Annotated in this window: 21 protein-coding genes; 6 read left to right on the top strand and 15 right to left on the bottom strand. The window is 46.8% G+C overall.

The features are described 5' to 3' along the window. Window positions 1–126: 126 nt before the first annotated feature. On the bottom strand, window positions 127–2,979 hold the full coding sequence (locus ACFTRD_RS18785; protein WP_379382618.1) for a calcium-translocating P-type ATPase, SERCA-type: 2,853 nt from the start codon (window positions 2,977–2,979) through the stop codon (window positions 127–129). 319 nt (window positions 2,980–3,298) lie between these two features. On the opposite strand from ACFTRD_RS18785, the gene ACFTRD_RS18790 reads away from it, so the two are divergent. Then, a complete protein-coding gene (locus ACFTRD_RS18790) occupies window positions 3,299–5,065 on the top strand; it encodes an Rqc2 family fibronectin-binding protein (protein WP_379382620.1) in 1,767 nt (588 codons plus the stop codon). A 238-nt stretch (window positions 5,066–5,303) separates the two neighbouring features. On the opposite strand, the gene ACFTRD_RS18795 is transcribed toward ACFTRD_RS18790, so the two are convergent. From ACFTRD_RS18795 to ACFTRD_RS18830, 8 genes are all read right to left on the bottom strand, one after another. Further along, window positions 5,304–6,164 (bottom strand): PHP domain-containing protein, encoded by an 861-nt coding sequence (locus tag ACFTRD_RS18795; RefSeq protein WP_379382622.1) that lies wholly within the window; start codon window positions 6,162–6,164, stop codon window positions 5,304–5,306. 111 nt (window positions 6,165–6,275) lie between these two features. Continuing rightward, window positions 6,276–7,193, bottom strand: coding sequence for a selenium metabolism-associated LysR family transcriptional regulator (locus ACFTRD_RS18800; RefSeq protein ID WP_192268738.1), 918 nt, complete (start codon window positions 7,191–7,193; stop codon window positions 6,276–6,278). A 132-nt stretch (window positions 7,194–7,325) separates the two neighbouring features. Beyond that, window positions 7,326–7,763 (bottom strand): hypothetical protein, encoded by a 438-nt coding sequence (locus tag ACFTRD_RS18805; protein ID WP_062324249.1) that lies wholly within the window; start codon window positions 7,761–7,763, stop codon window positions 7,326–7,328. 215 nt (window positions 7,764–7,978) lie between these two features. Further along, entirely contained in the window at window positions 7,979–8,242 is a 264-nt protein-coding gene (locus ACFTRD_RS18810; protein WP_063565591.1) for a YlbG family protein, read from the bottom strand. Between the two features lie 84 nt (window positions 8,243–8,326). Then, entirely contained in the window at window positions 8,327–8,764 is a 438-nt protein-coding gene (locus ACFTRD_RS18815; protein ID WP_379382624.1) for a YlbF/YmcA family competence regulator, read from the bottom strand. Window positions 8,765–8,898: 134 nt separating this feature from the next. Then, window positions 8,899–10,749, bottom strand: a complete 1,851-nt coding sequence (locus ACFTRD_RS18820; protein ID WP_379382626.1) for a helicase-associated domain-containing protein — start codon at window positions 10,747–10,749, stop codon at window positions 8,899–8,901. Window positions 10,750–10,805: 56 nt separating this feature from the next. Continuing rightward, the gene (locus ACFTRD_RS18825) at window positions 10,806–12,476 is read right to left on the bottom strand and encodes a DNA repair helicase XPB (protein ID WP_379382628.1); all 1,671 of its coding nucleotides are present in this window, start codon (window positions 12,474–12,476) and stop codon (window positions 10,806–10,808) included. 192 nt (window positions 12,477–12,668) lie between these two features. Continuing rightward, window positions 12,669–13,838, bottom strand: a complete 1,170-nt coding sequence (locus tag ACFTRD_RS18830) for a M20 family metallopeptidase (RefSeq protein ID WP_379382630.1) — start codon at window positions 13,836–13,838, stop codon at window positions 12,669–12,671. A 212-nt stretch (window positions 13,839–14,050) separates the two neighbouring features. On the opposite strand from ACFTRD_RS18830, the gene ACFTRD_RS18835 reads away from it, so the two are divergent. Together ACFTRD_RS18835 and ftsW are read left to right on the top strand one after the other, a co-directional pair. Then, entirely contained in the window at window positions 14,051–14,398 is a 348-nt protein-coding gene (locus tag ACFTRD_RS18835; protein WP_053784292.1) for a YugN family protein, read from the top strand. A gap of 13 nt (window positions 14,399–14,411) precedes the next feature. Beyond that, window positions 14,412–15,695, top strand: a complete 1,284-nt coding sequence (ftsW, locus tag ACFTRD_RS18840) for a putative lipid II flippase FtsW (RefSeq protein ID WP_379382632.1) — start codon at window positions 14,412–14,414, stop codon at window positions 15,693–15,695. Between the two features lie 164 nt (window positions 15,696–15,859). On the opposite strand, the gene ACFTRD_RS18845 is transcribed toward ftsW, so the two are convergent. Next, the gene (locus tag ACFTRD_RS18845) at window positions 15,860–16,222 is read right to left on the bottom strand and encodes an Asp23/Gls24 family envelope stress response protein (protein WP_024631137.1); all 363 of its coding nucleotides are present in this window, start codon (window positions 16,220–16,222) and stop codon (window positions 15,860–15,862) included. 184 nt (window positions 16,223–16,406) lie between these two features. Between ACFTRD_RS18845 and cax the strand changes: the two genes are divergently transcribed. Beyond that, window positions 16,407–17,477: a calcium/proton exchanger gene (gene cax / locus ACFTRD_RS18850; protein WP_192268751.1), complete on the top strand. Its 1,071-nt coding sequence runs from the start codon at window positions 16,407–16,409 to the stop codon at window positions 17,475–17,477. 184 nt (window positions 17,478–17,661) lie between these two features. On the opposite strand, the gene ACFTRD_RS18855 is transcribed toward cax, so the two are convergent. The 5 genes from ACFTRD_RS18855 to ACFTRD_RS18875 form a co-directional block, all read right to left on the bottom strand. After that, window positions 17,662–17,955: an Fpa/YlaN family protein gene (locus ACFTRD_RS18855; RefSeq protein WP_024631139.1), complete on the bottom strand. Its 294-nt coding sequence runs from the start codon at window positions 17,953–17,955 to the stop codon at window positions 17,662–17,664. 225 nt (window positions 17,956–18,180) lie between these two features. After that, window positions 18,181–18,426, bottom strand: a complete 246-nt coding sequence (locus ACFTRD_RS18860) for an HPr family phosphocarrier protein (protein ID WP_062324243.1) — start codon at window positions 18,424–18,426, stop codon at window positions 18,181–18,183. Between the two features lie 96 nt (window positions 18,427–18,522). Continuing rightward, on the bottom strand, window positions 18,523–19,638 hold the full coding sequence (locus ACFTRD_RS18865) for an aminopeptidase (protein WP_379382636.1): 1,116 nt from the start codon (window positions 19,636–19,638) through the stop codon (window positions 18,523–18,525). A 110-nt stretch (window positions 19,639–19,748) separates the two neighbouring features. Next, window positions 19,749–20,615 (bottom strand): hypothetical protein, encoded by an 867-nt coding sequence (locus ACFTRD_RS18870; RefSeq protein ID WP_379382638.1) that lies wholly within the window; start codon window positions 20,613–20,615, stop codon window positions 19,749–19,751. A 130-nt stretch (window positions 20,616–20,745) separates the two neighbouring features. Beyond that, the gene (locus tag ACFTRD_RS18875) at window positions 20,746–22,725 is read right to left on the bottom strand and encodes a sensor domain-containing diguanylate cyclase (RefSeq protein ID WP_379382640.1); all 1,980 of its coding nucleotides are present in this window, start codon (window positions 22,723–22,725) and stop codon (window positions 20,746–20,748) included. A 466-nt stretch (window positions 22,726–23,191) separates the two neighbouring features. Here ACFTRD_RS18875 and rpsD point away from each other — a divergent pair, with 466 nt between their 5' ends. Together rpsD and ACFTRD_RS18885 are read left to right on the top strand one after the other, a co-directional pair. Next, window positions 23,192–23,791 (top strand): 30S ribosomal protein S4, encoded by a 600-nt coding sequence (gene rpsD, locus ACFTRD_RS18880; RefSeq protein WP_062324239.1) that lies wholly within the window; start codon window positions 23,192–23,194, stop codon window positions 23,789–23,791. 184 nt (window positions 23,792–23,975) lie between these two features. Next, a complete protein-coding gene (locus ACFTRD_RS18885; protein ID WP_379382643.1) occupies window positions 23,976–26,081 on the top strand; it encodes a methyl-accepting chemotaxis protein in 2,106 nt (701 codons plus the stop codon). The last annotated feature ends 20 nt before the right edge of the window (window positions 26,082–26,101 follow it).

The raw sequence follows: 26,101 nt of genomic DNA on the forward strand, positions 1-26,101 counted from the left end.
CCACTCCTTTTGGCAGTCTGCTGCCAAAGCGTTATAAAAAAAGCTATCCTGTAAAATGCCGAGGGAACCTGCCTCGAATCATTTTGAGGATAGCATAACGAAAACGATAAGGAATTGCTATTGATTTTATGCCGAAAACTTTGTACTTTTCGGTACGAAGCGCCCAGGGCCCATCCGGCGGCGGTTACGACGACCTCCCCACACGCTGCCTGCTCCCATGAGGAAGGTTGGAATGCCTGCGGCAACGATGGAAATGGCCCATTCACGCATGCCCAGCGGTACGGTTTTGAAGATAGGCTGTAACGGCTCCACATACATGACCGCCAGCATCAGCACGATGGATGAAATGACTGCAAGAACCAGATACTTGTTTTGCAGTGGATTCCGGTGAAAAATGGAGCGGGAACTACGGCAGTCGAATACATGAATGAGCTGTGCCAGAACGAGCGTAGCAAAGGCTACGGATTGAGCTTTAATGAGCTGACCCGGTTGATCCGGCGCAGCCTGAAGAGTGAGCCAAAACGCTCCAAGTGTACAAAGTCCAATCAATACACCCCGACTGACGATTTTCCAGCCCAGTCGTCTGGCAAAAATGTTTTCCTTGGCGCCGCGCGGCTTGTGTTCCATCAAATCTTTTTCCGGTTGATCCACACCGAGTGCCATGGCCGGCAATCCATCCGTCACCAGGTTGACCCAGAGAATCTGGATTGGCACGAGCGGCAAAGGCAAGCCCATCATCATCGCAAAAAACATGGTTAAAATCTCGCCTACATTCGATGCCAGCAAATAACGGATAAATTTTCGGATGTTCTCATAAATATTACGGCCTTCTTCAATCGCAGCTACAATAGTAGAAAAGTTATCGTCACTCAGGATTAACGCTGATGCTTCCTTCGTCACGTCCGTGCCTGTGATTCCCATCGCAATACCGATGTCTGCGGCTTTGATGGCTGGCGCATCGTTCACACCATCTCCGGTCATCGCTACGACGTGTCCTTTGCGCTGCAATGATTTTACAATACGCAGTTTGTGCTCAGGCGATACCCGTGAAAACACGTAAATGCCCTCCACCTGTTTATCCAGCTGCTCGTCTGTCATGCCTGCCAATTGCTGGCCGCTGAGTGAAGCCCCGCCCCGTTGAAGAATACCCAGCTGTTGGGCAATGGCCTCTGCTGTGGTGCCATGGTCACCCGTAATCATTACGGTACGTATGCCTGCTCTGCGACATGTCGCAATCGCATCCCGTACTTCACGTCGCGGTGGGTCAATCATGCCTGCCAGCCCTACAAAGACGAGCTGACTCTCCGCTGCATGTTCATTATCCACTTTTTCATCCGGTCTCACATCGCGATAAGCCATTCCAAGAACCCGCAGCGCAGACCCGGCCATACTCTCGTTAGCCGCCATAACCTTCTGGCGCAGTGTTCCCGTGAAAGGCACAACATTGCCTTCCCACAGAATGTAGCTGCATTGTCCAATCAGCACATCAGGTGCACCTTTGGTATATATCATGCGACCACCCTGATGTTGAACCAGGACAGACATCCGTTTCCGATCCGAATCGAACGGGAATTCCTGCTGACGTGCATATAATTCTTTCAATCCTGCAGGGGTTAAGCCCATCTTGGAAGCCAGCGTTACAAGTGCTCCTTCCGTAGGGTCACCTTTCAGTTCCCATACCACGCTGTCTTCCTTGACCGTTTCCTTAGCATGGTCTTTCTTTGTATCTTTCTTGCTATCCTTTTTCGTCTCTTTGCCTTTCTTTTTATTCCGCATCTCATCTGCAACACTCTCGATAATACTCGCATTGTTGCATAGTGCGCTAATCTGGAGCAGCCTCCGCAAGGTCTGATCACTCTTCAGTTCCACGTTACGACCGTTCTCCAGCATCTGTCCTTCTGGTGCATATCCGTCTCCGGTTACCTTGATGCTGCGTCCCTCCAGCCAGACATCCGTAACTGTCATCTTGTTCTGGGTCAACGTACCTGTCTTGTCCGAACAGATGACCGAGGCACAACCAAGCGTTTCGACGGATGGAAGCTTGCGTACAATGGCTTTTCGCTTAATCATCCGCTGTACACCAAGGGCCAGTGCAATGGTTACAATAGCCGGCAGACCCTCCGGTATGGCGGCCACCGCTAGGCTGACCCCTGCCAGAAACATGCCTACAGCCGGTTGTCCATGCAGAATACCTGCAACAACGACCATGACGGTTAACCCGAGCGCGACAAAAATCAGAATTTTACCCAGCTGTTCCAGCCTGTGTTGGAGTGGTGTTTCCTGTTCCTCCGTATTTTGGATCAAATCGGCGATTTTGCCCATCTCGGTATCCATCCCCGTACGGATCACCACCCCTTTGGCGGTACCACGAGTAACCATCGTTCCCATGAATCCAATATTCTTCTGATCTCCGAGCGGTACGTCTTCAGCAGCAATGGGATTGCAATGTTTGCTTACAGGAACCGATTCACCGGTCAATGCGGATTCCTCAACGTCCAGGCTGTTCGTCTCCAGCCAGCGTACATCAGCAGGTATACGATCGCCGCTCTCCACAAAGACAATATCCCCTGGAACCAACTGCTTGGCTGCCAATTGTACTTCCTGACCAGACCTTAGCACCTTGGCAAGCGGTGCCGACAACTGCTTCAGTGCACGAAGTGAGCGCTCGGCCCGGAATTCCTGTACAAAACCAAGGATGGCATTAAGTACGATGATGGCAACAATCGTTACAGCATCCAGGTACTCTCCAAGCAATCCGGATACCAGCGTGGCTCCCATCAATACCAGAACCATAAAATCCTTAAATTGATTAAGCAATAACGTAATTGGAGATATTCGCTTGCCTTCGCTCAGTTCATTCGAACCGACAGCTTTCCTCTTCTCCATTGCAGCTTCTTCGGTTAACCCTTCCTCTGGACTTACGCCAAGGGTATTACGAAGCTCCTCAACGCTTAGTTGGTGCCACTTGGTATGTTCCATGCTTCAAGATTCCCTCCCAGTCTGTATTTCCTCTGTAAAACCTCACACCCTGCATCACCGGCTATGCTAATCCTCAGGCTGTACGCTATGCCGGACAAACTACCTGCTCTATATGTATTCGGACAGGGCCCCGATTAGCACCGAAAGGCAAATCCTTTCCCTGATGGACAGAATACGCTAAAATAAAGGTCAGCGGTTATTTATGAAGTAGCAATTCTACTTTTGCAATACAAACGACGACGTATTTGCAGCGGGTTCTGTTTTTATTACATATACCGGTTGCCCGTTTCAGTTATAGATAGAGAGGAAGTTGAAAAAAATGGCATTGGACGGCATCGTAACACGAGCCATCGTACATGAACTGCAAGGCTGCAAGGGCGGACGCATTAGCAAAATTCATCAGCCTAACGGCCATGATGTGGTTCTGACCCTTCGGGCTCAGCGCGGGAATAGCAAATTGCTTATCTCTGCCAGCCCAACGTATCCTCGTGTACACTTTACGGAGAAAACGTTTGTTAACCCGACGGAAGCTCCCATGTTCTGCATGTTGCTGCGGAAACACTGTGAAGGAGCAATCATTGAGGAGATTCGTCAAATTGGCATGGAACGGATCATTCATATCGACATGCGTCAGCGCGACGAGTTGGGTGATGTTTCAGTCAAACGGATTATCATTGAATTGATGGGGCGTCACAGTAATATTGTTTTGGTCGATCCGATTACGGGGACCATCCTGGATGGTATTCACCACGTGACTCCGTCAATCAGTAGCTACCGGGTTATCATGCCAGGATTTTCGTACACAGAACCGCCAGAACAACATAAAAGCAATCCGCTGGAAATAAGCAACACTGAATTTGAAAATAGCTACAATGCTTCAGAAGAAGAGGCTTCACGCTGGCTGGTGAATTCATTCAGCGGTCTTAGTCCACTGATCGCCGGAGAGATTACCTCCCGGGTGCCAGCCGCTCAAGAAGCTGATCAAGCTGCAAGCGAAGATGTTGCTCGTATCGAAGCCAATGTGCTTTGGAATGCTTTTGAGTCCGTCATGGGATTGGTAAGAGTACACAACTACACCCCAGTGACCGGACTGAATGCCAAAGGCAAAAAGATTTTCTCGGCCGTTCAGCTTCAGAGCATTAAGGACGCGGAGAAAACCTATGACACGATGAGCAAATGCATGGAGGATTATTACGGGGACAAGGCCGAGCGGGATACTGTCAAGCAAAGAGTAAGCGACCTCCTGCGTTTCCTGCAAAATGAGCGAAGCAAAAACATTAAAAAGCTGGACAATTTAAACAAGGATCTGCTGGAAGCTGACGATGCGGACAAATTCAGATTATGGGGTGAACTGCTGTTTGCTTCCCTGCACCAGGTCAGCAAAGGGGATAAAAGCGTGGAGCTGGTGAACTTCTATGATGAAGATCAAGCCAACATTACCATTCAGCTCGACCCATTGCTTACACCGTCTGACAATGCACAGCGTTATTTCAAACGATATAACAAATATAAGAACAGCCTGGCTGTCATTCATGAGCAACTCGGGAAAACGAAAGACGAGATCGACTATCTCGACAATCTGCTCCAGCAGCTGTCCATCGCATCCATGAACGATATCGAGGAAATTCGCGAGGAGCTTGTACAACAGGGTTATCTGCGTGACCGCAACAAAAAAGGCAAGAAGAAAAAGAAAAACGACCGCCCAACGGTGCATCAGTTTACTTCTTCGGAAGGTATTGAACTTCTCGTAGGCAAAAACAACCTGCAAAATGAGTACGTAACCAACCGTCTGGCTTCGTCCAATGACACTTGGCTGCATACCAAAGACATCCCGGGTTCACATGTCGTCATTCGCAGCACTGACTTTGGCGAAGCAACCCTGGAAGAAGCTGCACAACTCGCAGCTTACTTCAGTCAGGCCAAAGAATCCAGCAGCGTACCCGTGGATTACACCCTTATTCGTCACGTTCGCAAACCAAGTGGTGCCAAACCAGGTTTTGTCATTTACGACAATCAGAAGACCGTGTTTGTTACACCAAATGAAGAGTTGATTAAGAGCTTGCCATCCACGATCAAAAACGGATAGAATGCCTGCTTTTAATCCTGTTATACAGCGCATAATCCCCCGAAACAGGAGACTGTTCGGGGGATTTTTTGTTTTTCAAATAAATATGACCTAACTCTGGTAGTTCACTTTTTGTTTTGAATATAAATTCATTTTGACGTATAATAATTCGATTATCTATAAATCCACTTTTAAGGATGTGTCCCATGACCCTACATCGTTCTATCCCAGTCTCACCCAACATATAAAAATCTCCGACTTAAGACTTTCCGGCCGCGGCCCGGAGTTTATCGAGCACATCCATGGTTACGGTTTTGCTACCCAGATCCCCGTGAAAAACAACCCCTTGCCTTACTCCGTGGTAATCCGATCCGCCTGTTTGAATTAATCCAAATTCCCGTGCCAGTTCCGCATATCTGCGCTCTTCTTCTGGTCCATGATCGGAATGAACCACTTCAATACCATCAGGATTGGAGTCCACAACGATACGACGAACCAATTCATCGTCTCCGTATAAACCAGGATGGGCAATAACTGCAGCACCACCCGCATCTTTAATCCACTGGCATGCATCTTCCGGTGCCACTCGGGGAACCGACACAAAGCCCGGTTGGCCTTCAGCCAAATAACGGTTGAACGCATCCCTCATATCAGCGGCATATCCTTTGCGTACCAACACATCGGCCATATGAGGTCTACCGATGCTTTCATCCGGCTCCAGCGGTCGGCCAAGGTTATCAATGACCTCCTGCCAGCTGATTTCGAGTCCAAGCTCCTGCAGCTTGGCAATGATCCGATGATTTCGTTCTTCCCTCGCTTCCCGAAGTCCGCGCAGCCGCTCCAGAAATTTCTCATCTTCTGTATTCACATAATACCCCAGCACATGAATATCCTTGCCACCAGCGCGGGTACTAATCTCTACTCCTGCAACAACGTCTATACCATACTCGCGGCCAGCCCGCTGTGCCTCAGCTACACCCGCTACCGTATCGTGATCTGTCAGCGCAACTGCAGCCAAGCCCCTTTGTTTGGCAAGCTTAACATTCTCGGCAGGTGGCTGCATTCCGTCCGAAGCCTGGCTATGGGTATGGAGGTCACAACGTCCTAGATGATGACTCATAAATAACAGCTCCTTTTAATCAGCTCATTACAGGTTTAAACGTTGCCGTTTATTGCATTCCACCAATCTTGGGTCTATCATGCACTTGTCCAGCAACTGCATTTATTTTCCCTATTCTGTTGACCCTTCTAACGTTGCCTGCTCCTGCTGACGCAAATAATTCAAAAAGGCCACTGCCGACAAGGGAAGCAATGAAGATTTCAGATGTATGGCATAGAACTGCCGTTTGAACTCAAGTCCACGAATATCCACGATATGGACCAATCCAAGGGCAAGTTCATGTTGGACGGATGATGGAGATAACATCGTGATTCCCACTCCCGCTTCCACAGCAGATTTTACAGCTCCCGTACTGCCAAGCTCCATCACCACATTCATGTCCTGTGGATCAATATTTCTCTTCTGCAACTGGTCTTCCATGACCTGACGGGTACCCGAGCCTTTCTCCCGCAGTACAAATGCGTAGTTCAGTACCTCTTCAAGCTCCACTTCCCCGCGATCAGCCAGAGCATGTCCAGCCGGAACCACCAGTTTCAGTTCATCCTGCATGACCGGCTCTACAATCATATCCGGGTGGTGAACCGGCGCTTCGATCAAACCAAAGTTAAGCTGATGTTTCAAAATATCATCCATAATTTGCGTTGTGTTCATTACTTTCATAACGATGGAGATATCCGGGTATTGACGGGCAAATGGCCCCAGCATCCGTGGCAATACATATTCACCGATTGTCAAACTTGCCCCGAGCTGCAATCGTCCTTGCAGCATTTGTGTGAACGCCGACATCGCCTCATCAGTCTGTCTAACGAGTTCTACACTTCGTTTTGCATGAGGCAATAATGTTTGTCCAGCCTCGGACAATTCTATTTTCTTGGTCGAACGGAGCAGCAGTTTGGTGCCAAAATAATCCTCAAGGGATTGAATCTGCATCGTCACCGCAGGTTGTGTCATATGTAATGCTTGCGCAGCCGCTGAAAAACTCCCCTTCTCCGCAACGGTATAAAAAATATGCAATTGATGGAAATTCATATCTTCGCCCCTCTTCTGTACGCTTTCCCCATTGTAGCCGATTTCTATAATTACAACAAAAAAAGCATGCAGCTTGTCTGCATGCGATGTAGCCTGAATCTATTATTTCAGAAAATAGGGATAATTCCGAACTTACTTATGCTTGCGACTGTTCTTAACAAGAGTCATTCGTCTTGAATGTCTCAGCCACGAATAATACGATTTCAGATCCCGCAATTCAATCGTCTCGGACATTTTCCCCAGAAACGTAACTACAATCATCTTATGAAGTGGATTGCCAGCGATATCATATTCCCCTTCAAGTTCGGAAAACTCAGCAACCACGACCAGATCTTCGTCAATTAGGTAGACATCCTGCTCATTACGGTAGTATGGTGTAATACGGTCCTGCTTCAGACACTCCCATAACCATGCCGCAATATGGTCATCATCATTACGTGTCGGCTCAATACGATCTGCGTACCGCACTTTGGCATGATGGGTAATGACGATGTCGGCCACTTTCTTGTCTCCAAGAGCCACAAAAAAAGGCTCATAGGTGCTCCAACGTTGCATCACCTTATCACGCATGGGAATCACTCTCCACCAGATAGGACTTTCTATCTATTTCTTTACCCAATATATTACAACATAAGTCCCGTAACCTCAAGGCGTAAGTTCAGATTTTTTCACAAAAGCCGTTTTACACCTAATTCAATAAAAGAGCGGCCCCGAAGGACCACTCAGTGTTCATCGTTTCGAATGGAACAGTGGCAACAAGTTCACTGTTCATTCCCAACGATTTGTTATATTCCGTAAAAACTCGTTTTGTCCATCGTTTTGCTGGCATACTCTGTTTTGATCTCATTCCGGTAGGAACGTTCGACCTTGCGCACATAGGAAAGTCTGTTCACATTTTTCATCGTATCTTCAGCCCGCTCTGCATTAACATACATAACGACATAATGCATACGGCGGGAGATGTAATGAACGGTACCATATTTTTCGAGATTACGAGCCGCTTTCAAATCACTGACCCAAATAATAAATCCTGTCCTTTCCGCAAACATCATCGCTTCCCCGCCCCTTTCTATAATGGAGACCGGAGCCTCAAAAGGGTCCGGTCTATCATGAGTCTATTGGGTTATCATTCTTTAGCTACAACCGCACTTGCCGCCGCTTCCACAGCCGCCTTTCGGATTTGGATCATTACTTGGTACCTTAATTGTGGTTGAAACTGCAAAGGCAATCGTCTCCGACATCTGGAACAACATCTCATCCAGCGATTTCTCCGCCTGTTTGAAACGCGCTACTGCCTCAAATTGTTCCAACTCCAGCTCCAACGCCTTAACCTGATCTTTTGCCGCGTGGTAGTCCGGGTGAAAATGACCAAAACGCTGGGTTTCTTCAAATAATTCCTTCTTGGCGTTCAGCTTGCGTATTCCCGCCTGAATTTCAGGGTTCGTCTCCACTTGCTGCTTCCAATATAAATAATCCGATACTTCGGCAGATTGGTTAATCATGTCGCCCAGTTCATATGCGCCCGTTAACACTTGGGCCATATCGACCGTGTTCATTTCCGCTACGCTCATGAAATTCATCCTATCTATATATAAAGTTCTACTAACGTAGACTATTTCATAATAGCATATCCCCGAATAGTTAAGAAGAGTTTTTCCTGCAAATAGAAATTAGGGGAACAAGGGATCGGCGATTTGGAGCTGGTTCATGTTTTGGCCTGTTCAGGGATGATCAGACGTATCTCGCTCCATTCGGAGGGCGAAAATGTAAGCCGTTCGGGATGTACACCGATGTCTGACGAATGCCATCCTGTTAGTGTCCAATCTTCATAACCGTGAATCTGATCCGGAATAAAATAAATGACATCCTTGTCCAGCTTCAGACCCAGTTTGGTCTGCCATTCAATCGCTTTCGCTACAATCTGACGAGCTGTGGACATATGATAACCCCTCCACTGGTTGTGCCATACCTCCGGAATCTCCCCATACCCGGGAAAAAGACCTGATTGCTCCGTGATCGACTCATCCTGATCATAAAGATGCAGATCAGGGCCTGTTTCAATGAGCCCCTCACGACCACGCACATAAAAGAGTTCCTTTTCCAGCTCAAGTCCTGTAATGGATTCCTCGGCAAATTGCATCCGTTCCGTCCTCTTCAGCTTTTCAGATAACTCTCGTCTGAAATCAAATATCCATCCATTCAAGTTCTTTGCTTCATTGACCTTTTCCGTTAGACCGGTATTTTGATCAGCGTCTCCATGCAAATGTGCTGCTTCTTTTCCCCACTGCTGTATGGCCAGATTCACATGCTCAGGCAGACCTGATCCGGCATACCGTCCAAGAAAGCTGACCATATCATCTGTGGTAAAGCCGATCTCTGATGCAGCGATGATCCGTTCCTTTGTCACCCGATATATAGACATCCGGTCACGACTTGCAAGCTCTGAAATCATCTCCAGGTTCCAGCGTACCTGCGGAGGTATATCTGGCGGAACCATAATTTCAAAGTCAGGCTGCACAAAAAAAGTCTGGTTTCCTGAATCCATTGCGCCATCATTGCCTGAATCTAACAAATTGACAGGTTCAATCAACCAGCGATAATACAACCCTCCTTCGGAAGTCTCACCTACTTCGCCATATCCAAACGCCGCCAAAAGATCAAGCCATCCCCGTGCTTTTTCTTTAATATCCATCCCTTCTTTTAACCAATCACTGTCTGGAGTCGCTGTTGCGATAGCGAACCATTCATTGGAGCCTGGAGCAAGTAACGACAATTGATAGCGAAAATGCTGAAGTACTGGCTCGGCTGCACCGTATCGGTCCATGCATATGTTATAAATTACCCGCTGCATGGAAGGCCACGACAACGACAACCAGTGATCCAGACGATCAATGGATACATACATCCGGTTATGACTCTTTTCAATCAAACCCAGACTGAGAAGCACATCAAAAATAACAGCAACATGAACCGGGTACACATCCATAGGATTATAGTGAATATCCAATCCAGCAAAATCTTCATGATCCAGCACCGTGATCCGGCTTAATTGCTTGACTATTCTCTTATGAACAGTTCCTTTGCCGGTGAGGGGAAGTCCTTGGTTCTGTCCTTCTTTAACCATCCAGGCCAAAATATGCAGAAGCTCTGCCGCAATATCGGGTTTCCCCTCTCGGATAACCAGAATCCCATGACATGATCTGGAGTTATCTATCGTAATCTCACCCTGCACATCGTCCACCTTCTGCTGCACGAAGTGTCCAACCCGTTCAGCATAGGTTATCGTCATTAAAGGAAGTAAAGAATGAGGTATGTAATAAAGCCGTTCGCCCCACGTCTTGAGCACGGCTTCAATCCATCCTTTTTGCCGAAGTGTAATAAATGCGGTTATAGCTTCTGCTCTGCTGAGACCTATTGAAGCCCACTCTGCTGCTGACATCATGACGGAAAAAGGTTGTCCGGCCTGTTTGTGAAAAATCGCACCAAGTACCGTGTGCTCCATGCACGAAAGCTCGTTTAATAAACTCACATCCAGAAGGTCCTGTGTATTATTCATGGCCTGACCAATCCTTTCTCTTTATTTTAGACACGGAAATGAACACGGGTGATTTATTATAATTCATGAACAATCTTGTATTCATATCCTTGCTCAACCAGAAACATCTGACGACGTAACGCAAACTCCTGTTCCTTGCTGTCTTCCGATACAAGTGCATAGAAATAAGCTTTATTTTCTCCGGACTTCGGCCTTAGAATCCGACCCAATCGCTGGGCTTCTTCCTGTCTTGAGCCGAAGCTTCCTGATATTTCAAGTGCAACAGCAGCATCTGGCAGATCTACAGCAAAATTGGCGACCTTGGATACGACAATCGTTTTGATCTCACCACGTCGAAAAGCTGCAAACCATTTCACTCGCTCTTGCTGAGACATCGTACCAGATATAAGTGGAGCATCAATTTCCCGGGCAATGGTCTCAAGCTGATTCAAATATTGTCCAATAACAAGAGATGGCAACCCCCGATGACGTTCCAGTATCTTTCGGATTACAGCTAATTTGGCCGGATTTTCGGCGGCAATACGAAATTGATGTTTGACCTCTGCTTCCAAATAATTAGATCTCAATTCAGTTGAAAAAGGGACACGTATTTCCTGGCATTGTACATCTGCAATCCAGCCTTGCTGCTCCAATTCCTTCCATGGCATGTCATATAACTTCGGACCAATAAGTGAAAATACATCTTGCTCACAACCATCTTCACGCACCAATGTTGCGGTCAATCCCAGCCTTCGTGTAGCTTGAATATCTGCCGTAGCTCGAAATACAGGTGCTGGCAACAAATGTACCTCATCATAAATAATCAGCCCCCACTGACGTTCACTGAGCAATTTGATATGGGTAAAATCAGCATCCTTGGACTTTCTGTGCGTAAGAATCTGATATGTAGCCACAGTCACTGGTCTCACTTGTTTTTTTTGACCGGAATACTCACCAATCTGTTCACTGGTTATAGTTGTTTTATTCTGTAATTCCTCAATCCATTGCCGCACGGACGTAGTGTTAGAGGTCAAAATAAGGCATTCACATTGCAGGCGTTCCAGTACGGCCAATCCAATAACCGTTTTACCTGCCCCGCAGGGCAACACAAGCAGACCACTCCCCCCCATACCCTCGCTGCCTTCAAAAGCATTCACAGCGTCTTGCTGATAAGGACGCAACTCAAATTGTCCTGAATGTGCGCTTGTATCCTCTTGCCAACCAAATGGAAGACTTGTTCCATTCCTGTATCCTGCATAATCCAGCACCGGATAACCCAAACGGGTCAATTCACGCTTCAGCAGTCCGCGCTTCTCCCCGTCCAACTCAAGCTCATGAGGATCGACACGTTCCATCCGGAAAGCCGAGATCGTCTTCATGCCGCTTAATTCATCCAGCAATCGCTCATCTTCACTGACAAGACGCATTTTGCCCTGACCTGTGTCAGACTGCAATTTCAACTTTCCATATTGATCCACAATTCTTCGGATATCCTGAATCAGGGCGGCAGGAACATTCCAACGGGACACAGATTCCAGACTCGCAATCACTTGATCAGCGCTCCATCCCAGTGCGGCGGCATTCCATAAAGACAAGGCCGTGATTCGATAGGTATGAAAAGCCGCTGGTGTCTTTACCAGTTCGGCATACATTCCCAGTTGAGCTCTGGCCTGATCAAATCCGGGATGGCCCACTTCAAGCAATACTGTAAAATCCCGCTGAACAATACAGGCCTCCGTTTTCTCCATTCCGCTTCCCCCTAATTAAAAAAAGTATCGATTCCTCGATAAGAGGCATCACAAAAAGTCCAATTCCGGTGTCTTCCGAAAATGAACCTATACAGTACAGCAGCTAACCTTAACTTAACCTCTACAAAGACCATACCAAAAAAGCACCCTGCTCATACCTTGGTATGAATAGGATGCCCAACTGCATTCAAATCATTCGGCTGTATACCCCTTAGCCATGGCAATAAATAGCTTCACAGCATTTTGCATGGCATCTTCATCAAAGTCAAACTTCGGATGATGATGCGGATAAATCGCATTCTTCTTCGGATTACCTGCTCCGACGAACATGAAACAGCCAGGAATCTGCTGCAGATAATAGGCAAAATCTTCAGCGGGCATCATCATGGGTGACTTCTGTACAGAGTCTGCCCCGAATACGTCCACTGCTTCCCGAAAGAATCGGGCCGTTTCCTGCTCATCATTGACGACTGGAGGATACCCCATAATATAGTTCAACTGAGTCTCTGCACCATAAATTGCTCCTGTCTGAGCAACAATCGTATGAACACGTTCTTTCATGATACTGCGTGTCTCTTCGTCGAAGGTTCTCACCGTACCAGTCAATTTGCATAATTCGGCGATGACATTCTGTGCAGAACCCGCCTGCATCGTGCCAATGGTTAACACCGCTGGACGCAAGGGATCCACCGAGCGACTGACAACGGTCTGCAACTGCATCACCAGAGCAGAGCCAGCCACCAGACTGTCCACTGTAGACTGTGGCATGCCGCCATGTCCACCTTTTCCTGTGATCTCAATATAGAAGTCATCTGCCGCTGCCATCATCGGTCCTGGTGTACTCGCAGCCACGCCCACAGGAAGCGGGGTCCACAGATGAATGCCATAGATGACATCCACCCCTTCCAGTCCGCCGTCTGCAATAACCTTGAGCGCGCCACCCGGAAGCAATTCTTCTGCAGGTTGGAATAAAAAGCGTATCTCACCCTTGATCTCATGTTTATGGCGACTAAAATAAAGTGCCGTTCCCAGCAAAATGGATACATGCCCATCATGGCCGCAGGCGTGCATGGCTCCTGCATGTTGTGACGCATATTCAACGTCCTTCTCATCCTGGATCGGAAGTGCATCCATATCCGCACGAAGCATCACGACAGGCCCTGGGTTATCCCCCCGAATGGTTCCAATAACCCCATGCCCGCCCACATGACGCCTCACTTCAACGCCAAAACTCTCCAGCATACCCGCTATAAAAGAGGATGTCTTCTCCTCATGAAAGGAAACCTCAGGATTCCGATGAAGATGACGACGCCATTCTACCATGTGGATTTGCAAATCATCCCACCATATATTGTTTGTCATGTCTCCCCATCCTTTCGCTCTCTGAACGGGACTTTCATCAAGCCCGAACCTTCCTCTTGAAACCTATTGCTGTATATTGTAGCAGAATTGGAAGAAAACCGATACGAATGACCCCTGGAAAGCTTGCACGGGAAGGGGAAACATACTATCATAAACTAGAGAAAAGAACGAGATTTATACTCTCGGAAGCTTATGAGGAGGATCAGACGCTTATGATTTTTGAGAATACAGGCTTGGATGGCTTGAAGAGCGACTTGGCATACCTGGATGAGAGCGCCGAGAAAGTCGGATTTGTCCGGTGGCAGTGGGAATATTATCGTGCTACATATGATTACAAAATTGAAGATGAACAAACCAAATCGGAATACTTTGTACGCATTAATACCCGTGCGATCGATGGCAAACTCGAAAAACCGGATACGGTTCTCGCGGTTGAAGCTGTTTATCTTGGAAAAGCAACCTTCCCGCATGGTCTGGATTATGACTCTACCGTACCGCAGCCAGTCGTGAAGCTGGCGGCCCAAAAATTACAGCAGCTTAAAGAACTGCTGGAAGCTTAGGCTGGGCCGAATCATGAAACAACAAACGGCCCAAACGAAAACGAAGAGAGGCACGCCGGATTTCCAACTGCTAATCCTCACTTTATTGTTGGTGGGCTTCGGACTGGTGATGGTGTTTAGCTCCAGTTCCAGCATTGCAATTGCAAGCAAAAGTTTTAACAATGATGCCCTGTTCTTCACGAAAAAACAACTAATGTGGGCGGTTCTCGGTTTAGTGGGCATGTTTTTTGCCATGAACATCCGATTTAACAAATACAAAAAGCTTTATGCACCGTTTTTCCTCATTACCACGGTGATGCTATTGGTTGTTTTGGTTTCAGGTGCGATGTTGAACGGTGCACGAAGCTGGATTCGTATCTTTGGATTCAGCGTCCAGCCCGCCGAGTTTGCCAAAATCGCTATCATTTTGTACCTTGCTGCACTAATCACCAAAAAAGGGGAACGGTTCAGGGATCTTAAGACAGGGTACATCCCTGTGCTGGTCATTGTTGGGTTCATTGCGGGACTGATCATGCTGCAACCTGACTTTGGTACATGCTTCATTCTCGTGGCTACATGCGGCCTTGTCATCTATGCAGGCGGGGCCAGTATGAAACATATTATGGGTTCCATTCTGCTGGTTGTGCTCGGAGCCGCATTGGCGCTGGGAGCAAACGCCCTGTTCTCCTCCGTATCTTCTCCAGATACGACAAATGGCTCCGCTACAGAAGCAACAAAGAACTACAAAATCGATCGGATTCATGCGTTCCTTGATCCATTATCCGAGAAAACAGGAGGAAGCCTTAACCTCTATCGCTCCCTGGTGGCGATTGGGGATGGGGGCATCACTGGCTCTGGTATCGGGCAAGGTACGATGAAGCTGCATTATTTGCCGAATGCCTATAATGACTTCATTTTCTCCGTCATTGGGGAAGAGCTTGGTTTTATTGGAAGTGTCCTGTTTCTGCTGGTCTACCTGTACTTCATCTGGCGAGGAATAATCGTATCCCTCCGCTGTCCAGATCCATTCGGGACACTAGTTGGTATAGGGATTATGGGATTAATCGCGATCCAGGCATTTATCAACATCGGGGGCGTAACGCAAACCATTCCGGTGACCGGGGTTACTCTTCCATTTATCAGTTATGGCGGTACCTCACTCTTTGTAATGATGGTGGCGATGGGCATCGTGCTCAGCATCTCACGCACTAATAATCTGGACGTCATCAAGGAAGAGAAAACGAAGTCAGTGACGGTTCAGACATCACGTACCTCTCCCGCGCTTCGTTCACGTGAATCCATTCGTCGAATTCGGTAATGAGAAGTAAACGTTATTCGAATGGTTTTCGAACCAAGTCCAGATGAAAGCAAACAAAAAGACTTCGCATCCTATTTATTCGATGCGAAGTCTTTTTGGTGTTGTCTATCTCGATGAAGAATCGGTAGATGTACCGTTGTTCTTCCCTTACGGATTGTTAAAGTTTACAGGTCGTCGCCTCTGAAAGATACACCTTCTACCTTTACATTAACTTCAACAACACGTAATCCGGTCATGGTCTCTACCGCTTCTCGTACATTCTGCTGGAGCATGCGGGAAACTTCATGAATCGGTGTCTCGTACAGGACGATGATGCGCAGATCAATGGCTGCTTCCAGCTGGCCGACCTCAACGCCTACGCCTTTCTGTACGTTTTTACCGCTCAGGCGCTTGGCCCAGCCCTCTGACAATCCTCCAGACATTGCGGCAATTCCGGGCGTCTCCATCGCAGCCATTCCGGCAATTTTCGCCACTACGTCATCGGCAATCCGGATGTTTCCGCCCTCCAGTTGAAGTTGTTCTGCCATGCCACATCCTCCTTCACTTCGTTACTCGTATTTTAAATCCTTTCCACCCCAAAAAGCAAATTAAACTCGAAAAGATGCGTTTACAACCTACCACGATTTGGTTATATTGAAATATGAAAATAATCTCATAAGTATTTTTATGATGATGTTTAAAACAAAATAATCAGTTAACCGAGGTGTTGTTGTGAGAAACCGGATTTCATCCATTTTGCTGATTGTGACTTTTGCACTCAGCGCCGTCGCCCACTACATGAAATGGGATTCGATTCTACAGTTCGTGATATCAGCCATTTCGGTTATTTTCGTAGCCGGTTTTCTAGGTAAGGCTACCGAAAATGTGGCCCATTATGCCGGTCAACGGCTGGGCGGATTTCTGAATGCTACCTTCGGCAATGCCGCCGAGTTGATCATCGCCATTTTCCTTGTTAAAGAAGGACTATTTGACATGGTTAAAGCGAGTTTGACTGGTTCTATTATCGGTAACCTGCTGCTGGTGCTCGGTTTAAGTATTTTTGCTGGCGGACTCAAATTCAAAATTCAGAATTACAATGTATCGCTTGCCGGTCTGAACGGCTCCCTGATGATTGTAGCCATCATTGCTCTGTTTATTCCAGCCGTCTTCCTGAACACCCATTCCATTACACAAAAGGATACGAATACACTCAGTCTCATTGTCGCAGGATTGCTGATTCTTGCCTACATCGCCTGGTTGCTTTTTTCCATGGTGACTCACAAGAACTATCTTGCCGATGTCACAGAGGACAGGGATGAAGAATTACCACATGAACACGCACCGGAGTGGTCGAAGAAAAAATCGATTCTCTATCTCGTTCTGGCAACAGTCATGGTTGCTTTCGTCAGTGAATGGCTTGTGGGTACGCTTGAAGTATTCACCGAACAGTTTGGCCTGAGTGAGCTGTTTGTCGGCGCCTTCCTCGTTGCCATTATCGGTAACGCCGCCGAGCATAGTGCAGCCATCATGCTTGCCATGAAAAACAAGATCGGCGCCGCCGTGGAAATCGCGGTTGGCAGCAGTTTGCAAATCGCACTCTTCGTTGCACCTGTTCTGATTTTTGTCAGTTATTTCATGGGTAATACGATGAATATTGTCTTTACAACGATTGAACTGGTTGCCATCGGTGTATCCGTGTTTATAGCCAAGTCCATCACTCAGGACGGTTCAACAAACTGGTACGAAGGTCTGCTCCTGTTAGTCGTGTATATCATCCTGGGCGTATCGTTTTTCTTGGTGTAAACCCGCTCAGCATTTTCCCATCTTAGGTAATTTAGCGTAAGAGGCAGCCGAAAATACATTTTCGGGCTGCCTCTTTATTTATCACTTCTCCTCCAGCACATCAGACTACCCATTTCACTTCAAACGTACAAAAAAAGCATGCAAACACCTGCATGCCTTCTATTCTGACCCACGCTATTGCAGGCTATTGCTCATTCTTCTTATTCAAAGCTTCATATAGAATTGCCAGATTCCGCTCAAGCGCGCTAACCAGCTGCTTACCTGCACCTTCTGGAAGAAGCCCTGCACGAACAGCAAAATCAACTTCCTTGGAGAACCCATACATCTGTGTATCCAATACTTCCTCATAGAGAGGGCAGTAGCGGGTAGCCAGATTCTCCATCTGTACTTCTATAAGCTTCTGTATTTTATCTGCATCTTCTTGAAGAAGACTGATCGCTTTCAAGTGCAACTGGTCCTGCAGATCAGATGAAGTCATGCATTTTTCCCCCCTATGTCCCAAAATCGCGTAAAGACGTTCTACCTCTAATATTAGACGAAATCAGGAGCTAATACAAGAACCTGACCAAAATAAGCATACAACCTGAAGACCACTATTCCTGCCTAATCCCCCTATTTTCCGGAGGTCTTGCCGTATACCCGAATTATCTCATGCAAAAAAAGCACCTCTGCCCATTATAGGCAGAGATGCTTCCTCGAGTCATTACTCGGATGCGATACTTACATTCAGTCCATGCTTGGCAAATACTTCTGACATGGCTGCTTTGGCTTCTGCTGCATCCGGGCCATGAACATGCAGTTCATAGCTGTGCGTGCTGATTAACGTTGTAAACAGCCCAAGAATACTTTTGACATCGATATACTTGTTCTCTGAATGAAGCACGATTGAAGAAGTAAACTTGCCCGCTGTTTGAGCAATTTCCACTACCGCTGCATTATTACTCGACATAGGAATCCCTCCGTCTTTTCACTTTTGGTATCATCTATTAATTACCACTACATGATACCGTGAATCCGCTTTCCTAGCAACAGCAAAATGCTGTTCCTACTTCAGACGGTCTGGATTAAGGCATTCCAGCTCAGGAATAACGAAAATCCCGTCTTTACGGATCAACACATCATCAAAATAAATTTCGCCACCACCGTAGTCCGGGCGCTGAATTAATACCAGATCCCAGTGAATGGAGGAACGGTTTCCATTGTCTGTTTCTTCATAGGCCTGCCCTGGTGTAAAGTGCAAGCTGCCTGCGATTTTTTCATCAAACAGAATGTCCTTCATCGGGTGCAGGATATGTGGATTGAATCCAATGGCGAATTCACCGATATGACGAGCGCCCTCATCTGAATTCAGAATTTCATTAAGACGTTCTGTGTCGTTGCTCGTTGCTTCAACAATTTTGCCTTCCTTGAACGTGAACTTGATATTCTCAAAAGTAATTCCGTTATACAGCGTTGGCGCGTTATAACTAATCGTTCCGTTCACGGAATCACGTACAGGAGCACTGTACACTTCGCCATCCGGAATATTTTTTTGGCCAGAACATTTCTCTGCACCGATACCTTTAATGGAGAAGCTCAGGTCTGTTCCTGGTCCAGTGATACGTACTTTGTCTGTGCGTTTCATCAGGTTGGCCAGGGAATCCTGGGCTTTGTCCATTTTGGCATAATCCAGGTTGCACACGTCAAAGTAGAAATCTTCAAACGCTTCTGTGCTCGTATTCGCCAGCTGCGCCATGCTTGCATTCGGATAACGAAGCACAACCCATTTCGTATGTTTAACCCGCTGCTCACTATGTACCGGATGGGAATAAAGTGAATTGTACATTTTCATTTTTTCTTCCGGTACATCGGACAGATCGTTCACATTTTCTCCTGCACGAATACCGATGTAACAGTCCATTTGCTTCATCCGGTTCAGATCGATCTCTGCCCAGGTTTTCATCATGTCTTCTGTCGCACTTTTCAGCATCGCACGCTGTACCGTCTTGTCTGTCAGCTGTACAAAGACGTTACCACCTTTTTTGCCTACTTCTTCAATAATTGCATTCATCAGATCACGTTCCGTGCCGATCATTTCAACCAGCACATTTTCGCCGGGCTGTACATCTACAGAGTAGCCCACCAGATTGGCTGCGAGCTTCTGAATTCTTGGGTCCTTCATCTTGTAAACTCCTCCTGTCATCTGCCATCTTTGAATTGAACAACGGTAAATTACGATACTATTGTAGCATGCTACAACGATCCCGTCAGCAGGCAGTCGCTCAAACTCGTTTACTCATAAGACCTGAAATTTACATCAGTGACAAGTGCTTCTTTGTTGCTTTTGTTGTTCATGTCTTTATAGTCCACCTGGCTTTCCGAGGAAAGTCGCAAAGGCAAGCTGGTTTTGCGATCCACCGTAAGATGATATACCGTCTGTACGTTGGCCTGCTTCATCATCTGTTCCATCGACGTTTCTCCTTGCTCCCACACTTTATTCAAGTCCTTCTCCAGCTTCTCCTGGCTCGCCCCCTTCACCTTACTGGCCTTGTGCATATACTCTGCACGTATCGCATTCATCTCGTCATGAAGCTGAGCGAGTGCCCAGGTTTTGGCGTCTTTGGGCGCAAGTTCAATCCGCAATATTTGGGTTCGGCGACCTGAACCGTACTCGGACTTAATCGTTTTGTTCAACCGATCAATACTTTCCATTTGAGCGATTGGATTAAAACGGGAAAGCGAACCGCGCAGGGGCTCGTGCTCGGCTGTTAAAGCCATCCATTGTCCTTGTTTTCGTTCAAATGAAGCGCTAAATCCGCTCGCTTGACCGTTATTGTTCACAGCGGCGGCATTCACTCCATTTACTCCTGTTCCGACAGCAGTCACAGCTCCAGGCAGCCTTGTTTGCAAAGTCAGTCGATCATGATTCTCAAGCTTGCCTTCAAATTTGAACTGATTCTCGAATAGTCCGCTGCTCTCACGCCGCAGTCCCGCCTCTCCATCAAAACTCAACGTTTCTTTACCGGCAATCCCCGACAGTGCCCGTGAGAATAATTCCTCCGGACTCTGATTTCGCTGCAGCAGACCGCAACCAGGAGCACACACCACCACAATACTCAGAATCAACAATAGCCCACGAACATACCGACGGTTCAACATGTTCTACTTCACCCTTTCGTCAACTTTCTCCATAGCCTGCCCCTCCCTTATTTGCTTATACTTCCTTCCTTTGGCATTACCGCTTCCCAAAATAAAGAGAGGACGACTCCTCAAACGGAATAGTCCTCCCTTAGCGTGTAACTTCGTGTTCTTCCACGACAATCCGGTTTCTACCGCCATGCTTCGCACTATACAGAGCCATATCAGCGCGGTAAAATAACGATTCCACACTGACCTTCTCATCCATCCAGTTCCATTCAGCAATACCACTGGATACGGTCACGGAAGGCCTTGTCTCTTCGGCCACCCTCCTGCGAATGATTTCGGCATATTCTAGTGCCTGACGAGAACCGATCTGCGGCATATAGATGGCCAGTTCTTCCCCGCCCCATCTGGCAGAGATATCGTCAAGCCGAACAGAACTTGTTACAATATCACTCACCTGTTTCAATACCTGATCACCCGTTTGGTGCCCAAACGTGTCATTCACCTGCTTAAACTGGTCAATATCTACCACAACCAGTGAACCACAGAATTCATTCGTCTGCCGTTCATGGATCACACTATCCAGGTAATGCCTCACATACAGCCCTGTCAGCATATCCAGGTTCGCCAAACGTCGCACCTCGGCATGAAGCGTCGCATTGGAGAGTGCAAGTCCGATATGAATGGACAGCATCTGGAGCAGACGGTAATTATCATACGAAAAATATTGCTTTTTCGTATGTCCCAGCAAAATAGCCCCCTTCACTTCACCATTTACCCGAAGGGGCGACGCCATCAATGACATGGAGCCAGTGAGATCCATGAATACCGAAGACACCTTATCGTATTTCGCATAATCAGACAGAATAAGCGGTTCTTCTTTCTCATAGAGCAAACCTACAATACCGTAGTCCACCGGGAATGATTTGCGGCATATTTCATGCACATTGGATGACATCACTTCGAATTGATTTGTACTGTCATTCAGTTGAAGGATACAACACGTTTCAGCCTGAAAGATGTCCTTCAACTCCTGCTCGGAGAATTGATAAATTTCCATTAGTTGCAAGCTTTTATTCAAGCGTTGCGTCAGATCATTGATTAGACGAAGTTCTTGGATTAACATATTCGATTGTTCATGCAACTTGGCATTTTCAAAGGCTGTCCCTGCTGTATCTGCCATCATGGTGATGAGTTTCAGATCGGAATCTTCCAGTAACTCCTCATTCATTTCAATATGAAATACACCATAGATGCCTTGTTTACCTTTTAGTGGAAGGCCTACCTCCAGAATACGCTGTTCCCCTTCGTCTGACCGAACAATGATAAGCTTGCCCTCCATAAACGAACGAACACAGATATCTTCTCCCCGTTCATGAACAAGCAATGGTTTGATACGGGGATTGAAGCTACTCTGATCCTGAGACATGTACAGTTTCATGCAAGTGGTTGGATATAAATAATCAATACTGTCAAACACTTCATCCAGAATTGCATCTACATCCATTTTGTCATGCATCCGTTGAACGATTTGGAAAAGAATCGATCTTCGGTGTTCTTCTCGTGCAGTTTGCTCATGAGCACGTAACAGATCCGTCATAAATATGTATTCAAATCTTCGGTAAAAGCAGGTAAGAAAATGCATTGCCTCCGATCGAACAACGGCTTTAGACGTTTCATATCGATTTTGCTCGTAGGTTATTGCAGTAAATACAGCGAACATATCCTGATTTGTCCTGGAGAAAAGCGGCTCTGCAAGGAGAAGGTACTCTCCATGTTCAGTGGAACCCCGCAAGGACTGTGCTTGTCCTGATTCAATGCATTGTAATACCGCGGGATATACATCCAGCTCCGGAGACTGCTCATTATCGTGCCCCATGCAGATGCCTTCCGTATTCCATACGTTATAAGTCATTGGAGATCTGTCTGCGTTTGGCTGACGCTGGGTTTGCCAATCGGTATATGCTTGCTGTAACAAACTTCCCAAATATGAAAAATCAAAAGGTGTGATGTCCATTTTTTGCATCCAGAATACATGCTCTTCGTGAGGAGCGACAGAAGATGCGGAATCGCCCGAACTTCGCGAAATCAAGCTGGCTGGTATGCTTCTTAGATGTTCTAACATGTCAGGCGCTCCTTTGCACCGTTTTTGCATCCAACAAATCGGATGCATTAATCTGCAGACGTTATCGCAAACCTGCAAATCCTATGCGATAACCTTAATGTACAAGATCATTTAAAGTTAAGATACAATCTATTTTACTCTCTTTAAAGGTTTTTTGCATCCATATTTCAGAAAATTGTCCCATTATTTTGGGCCTAATGACCTATCGACAAATTTAGACGTTTTTTTTCGTTTCTCACACGCTTGACTTTGCTTCTAGTAAACTGTAATATAAATTGTTGATGAAGACTACTAATGGGTCTTTAAATTTGGGCATTACCGGTTGTGTCACCCTCATTCTTTTTGTTGCTTTCAGGACAGCGGCTGAACTTTCCTGATCGTTCTATGCGCGGCTTGGCCCGCATCAACAAATTGGAGCGCAAACAGAGCCCTATATGAACTTAACTAAAAAGGAGCTACTTTAAACATGGCACGTTACACTGGTCCTAAATTTAAATTGAGCCGTCGCCTCGGCATTTCCCTGAGCGGAACAGGCAAAGAATTGAAACGTCCTTTCCCTCCAGGTCAGCACGGAGCAAACCAACGGAGAAAAATCAGCAACTACGGTATGCAGTTGCAAGAAAAACAAAAATTGCGTCACATGTACGGTTTGGGCGAGAAGCAATTCCGCACTCTCTTTGCTAGAGCGCAAAAAATGCAAGGTATCGCGGGTGAAAACTTCATGTTCTTGCTTGAGAGCCGCCTTGACAACCTCGTTTACCGTCTTGGTTTTGCTAACTCCCGCGCAGGTTCGCGTCAGTTGGTATCCCACGGTCACGTAACTGTAAACGGCAAAAAAGTCGACATCGCTTCTTACCAAGTAAGCACTGGCGACGTTATTAGCCTGCGTGAAAGAAGCCGCGGTCTTTCTTCCGTTAAGGAAGCTTTGGAAAACCGTTCGCATCTTCCTGCATACGTAGAATTCAACGATACAGCTCTGGAAGGTAAATTCATTCGTTTGCCTGAGCGTTCGGAATTGTCCCAAGACATCGACGAAAAACAAATCGTCGAGTTCTACAACCGTTAATCGATGCATTTTATTAAAGCTTCACGCCAAACAGCTGTCCGAGATTTCTCGGCAGCTGTTTTTTTATGTGTTTTTTTATTTGCATATACATAATAAACCCCCAAGTAACGATATAAACTATACACTCCCTTTTGGAGAACTGAATAATACATCGTACTTCTAAAGAGAAACATGGGGGAATTCAATGATAAAGTTTCTGAACAATCGCAAACTGGCGGTCAAACTTGGGCTGTTACTGGGAGTCGTATTACTTTGCTGTATTGGAACACTCATTGCATTTAACACCAACATGGTCTACAACAAGAGTGTTCAGTACGGTGAAACCGTTGCTGCACAAGCTTCCGATCGAGCTAAAAATGAATTCATGACTGAGATGAACCAAGTGAAAAACACCCTTGATACGATACGCACCACATTGGTGGATGCAGCTCATACAGGGTCGCTTGACCGCAAAGAGATTGTGCAGCTTCTGGAACAATATTTAAAAAAAGACGAGAAGGTTTTCGGATTTTATACCGGATGGGAACCTGATGCTTTTGATGGAAAAGATGCAGAAAATATGAATAAGACCGTTTATGACGATGACACCGGCCGCTTCATTCCTTACGTGATACGTGATGGCAACTCCCTACTGTTGGAACCTCTGACAACCTATGAGGGAGAAAGTGAAACCAGCAGGTATTATCAGGAACCAAAAAAGAATAAATCCGTCTACTGGTCTGAGCCGATTACCTACACGGTAGCTGGCAAGGAAACGTTACTTGTCTCCATCGTCCTGCCTTTGCTGGATGAAAATAATACGTTTCTTGGCATTGTCGGAGCCGATTTCACCATTGAACGTTTTCAACAGAACATCTCGTCGCTGAATCCGGATAACGGCTACGCCATGCTGGTTACAAGTGATGGAAAAATTGCTGCGCATGGAACCAAACCGGAACTGGTCAAGGAAGACGCTGTGATCCCCGCAGAGATTCAAACTGCCATTCAACGGATTCAAGCGGGTGAGTCCCAGTTTTACGTCTCTGATGGATCAGAGCAAGAACTGTTTATCGCAGAGCCTGCTCAGCTGCAAGGAACGGATTCGAAATGGCATCTCGTGTCAGCCCTGCCCAAACGTCATATTTTACAGCCCTTCTACGATAGCCTGAGCTGGTCCATTATGATTGCGGTTCTCGCTGTGCTGCTGCTTGGTGGTGTTGTGACCTACACAATCCTGTCCATTGTAAGGCAGGTGAATCGGGTCAATACGGTTGCCGGGCAACTCGCAGATGGAGATCTGACACAGAAGCTTCCCGTCTATTCCAAAGATGAATTTGGTGTGATGTCAGGGCATCTGAACCAGATGATGGATACGCTCCGCCATACCATTTCTGTGATATCGGAGCATGCCTTGTCTGTGGGTTCCACTTCCCAGCAGCTGACAGCCAGTGCAGAAGAAACAGGCAAGGCCGCTGAGGTCATTGCTTTAACAGGTCAGGAAGTTGCTGAAAAGGCTGGCACTCAAACGCATGAGCTTCAAGAAACTTCACGTGCCATGAATGAGATATCCACTGGCATTGGCCGGATTGCCCAAGCCGCAGCAGATGTAGCTGAATCTTCGCGGAGTGTGGCTGACCAAACCGCGGCAGGAACGGACAAGATCCAGTCTGCCATGCGAATGGTGGACTCTGCCTCTGCTTCTGCACAGGGCTCCATGTCTGCACTGGAGAACTTCCGTCAGCGTTCGGTACAGATTGGGAACATAACCGGGATGATCAGCGATGTAAGTCGCCAAACCAACCTCCTCGCCCTTAACGCATCAATTGAAGCTTCGCGAGCAGGCGAGCATGGCCGCGGATTCGGTGTGGTAGCTTCTGAAATTCGCAATTTGGCCGAACAATCACGCACGTCTGCCGAACAGATTGCTGAATTAATTCATGCAGTTCAACAAGAAGTGCTCTCCCTTGTCGTAAATATGGAAAAAGGAAATTCCGAAGTCCTTCATATTGCCGATGTAATTAACGAAAGTGGAGAACTGTTCCTCTCCATCTCATCACAAATTTCGGATGTGAATACCCAGATTGAGGATATTTCAGCCATCGCAGAGCAAATGTCTGCTGGGTCACAACAGGTGGATGCCACATTGGAGCAACTCAAAACCATAGGTCATGAGACGGCAGATCACGCTTCCAGTGTAGCAGCCGCCTCCGAAGAACAGCTTGCAGCGATGGAAGAAATTACAGCTGCCTCTGCTGCGCTTGCGAAGTTAACACAGGAGCTGCTTGAACTGATTCAGCGTTTCAGAACTTAATTTGAAGAAATGGTCTATAG

The organism is Paenibacillus sp. NPDC056933 (assembly GCF_042674385.1).
Classification (GTDB): Bacteria; Bacillota; Bacilli; order Paenibacillales; family Paenibacillaceae; genus Paenibacillus.

What these genes read in the sequence shown, in the direction of transcription:
- ACFTRD_RS18785 (WP_379382618.1), bottom strand. Translation starts at nt 2,979, where the DNA reads ATGGAACATACCAAGTGGCACCAACTAAGCGTTGAGGAGCTTCGTAAT.
- ACFTRD_RS18790 (WP_379382620.1), top strand. Translation starts at nt 3,299, where the DNA reads ATGGCATTGGACGGCATCGTAACACGAGCCATCGTACATGAACTGCAA.
- ACFTRD_RS18795 (WP_379382622.1), bottom strand. Translation starts at nt 6,164, where the DNA reads ATGAGTCATCATCTAGGACGTTGTGACCTCCATACCCATAGCCAGGCT.
- ACFTRD_RS18800 (WP_192268738.1), bottom strand. Translation starts at nt 7,193, where the DNA reads ATGAATTTCCATCAATTGCATATTTTTTATACCGTTGCGGAGAAGGGG.
- ACFTRD_RS18805 (WP_062324249.1), bottom strand. Translation starts at nt 7,763, where the DNA reads ATGCGTGATAAGGTGATGCAACGTTGGAGCACCTATGAGCCTTTTTTT.
- ACFTRD_RS18810 (WP_063565591.1), bottom strand. Translation starts at nt 8,242, where the DNA reads ATGTTTGCGGAAAGGACAGGATTTATTATTTGGGTCAGTGATTTGAAA.
- ACFTRD_RS18815 (WP_379382624.1), bottom strand. Translation starts at nt 8,764, where the DNA reads ATGAGCGTAGCGGAAATGAACACGGTCGATATGGCCCAAGTGTTAACG.
- ACFTRD_RS18820 (WP_379382626.1), bottom strand. Translation starts at nt 10,749, where the DNA reads ATGAATAATACACAGGACCTTCTGGATGTGAGTTTATTAAACGAGCTT.
- ACFTRD_RS18825 (WP_379382628.1), bottom strand. Translation starts at nt 12,476, where the DNA reads ATGGAGAAAACGGAGGCCTGTATTGTTCAGCGGGATTTTACAGTATTG.
- ACFTRD_RS18830 (WP_379382630.1), bottom strand. Translation starts at nt 13,838, where the DNA reads ATGACAAACAATATATGGTGGGATGATTTGCAAATCCACATGGTAGAA.
- ACFTRD_RS18835 (WP_053784292.1), top strand. Translation starts at nt 14,051, where the DNA reads ATGATTTTTGAGAATACAGGCTTGGATGGCTTGAAGAGCGACTTGGCA.
- ftsW (WP_379382632.1), top strand. Translation starts at nt 14,412, where the DNA reads ATGAAACAACAAACGGCCCAAACGAAAACGAAGAGAGGCACGCCGGAT.
- ACFTRD_RS18845 (WP_024631137.1), bottom strand. Translation starts at nt 16,222, where the DNA reads ATGGCAGAACAACTTCAACTGGAGGGCGGAAACATCCGGATTGCCGAT.
- ACFTRD_RS18855 (WP_024631139.1), bottom strand. Translation starts at nt 17,955, where the DNA reads ATGACTTCATCTGATCTGCAGGACCAGTTGCACTTGAAAGCGATCAGT.
- ACFTRD_RS18860 (WP_062324243.1), bottom strand. Translation starts at nt 18,426, where the DNA reads ATGTCGAGTAATAATGCAGCGGTAGTGGAAATTGCTCAAACAGCGGGC.
- ACFTRD_RS18865 (WP_379382636.1), bottom strand. Translation starts at nt 19,638, where the DNA reads ATGAAGGACCCAAGAATTCAGAAGCTCGCAGCCAATCTGGTGGGCTAC.
- ACFTRD_RS18870 (WP_379382638.1), bottom strand. Translation starts at nt 20,615, where the DNA reads ATGTTGAACCGTCGGTATGTTCGTGGGCTATTGTTGATTCTGAGTATT.
- ACFTRD_RS18875 (WP_379382640.1), bottom strand. Translation starts at nt 22,725, where the DNA reads ATGTTAGAACATCTAAGAAGCATACCAGCCAGCTTGATTTCGCGAAGT.
- rpsD (WP_062324239.1), top strand. Translation starts at nt 23,192, where the DNA reads ATGGCACGTTACACTGGTCCTAAATTTAAATTGAGCCGTCGCCTCGGC.
- ACFTRD_RS18885 (WP_379382643.1), top strand. Translation starts at nt 23,976, where the DNA reads ATGATAAAGTTTCTGAACAATCGCAAACTGGCGGTCAAACTTGGGCTG.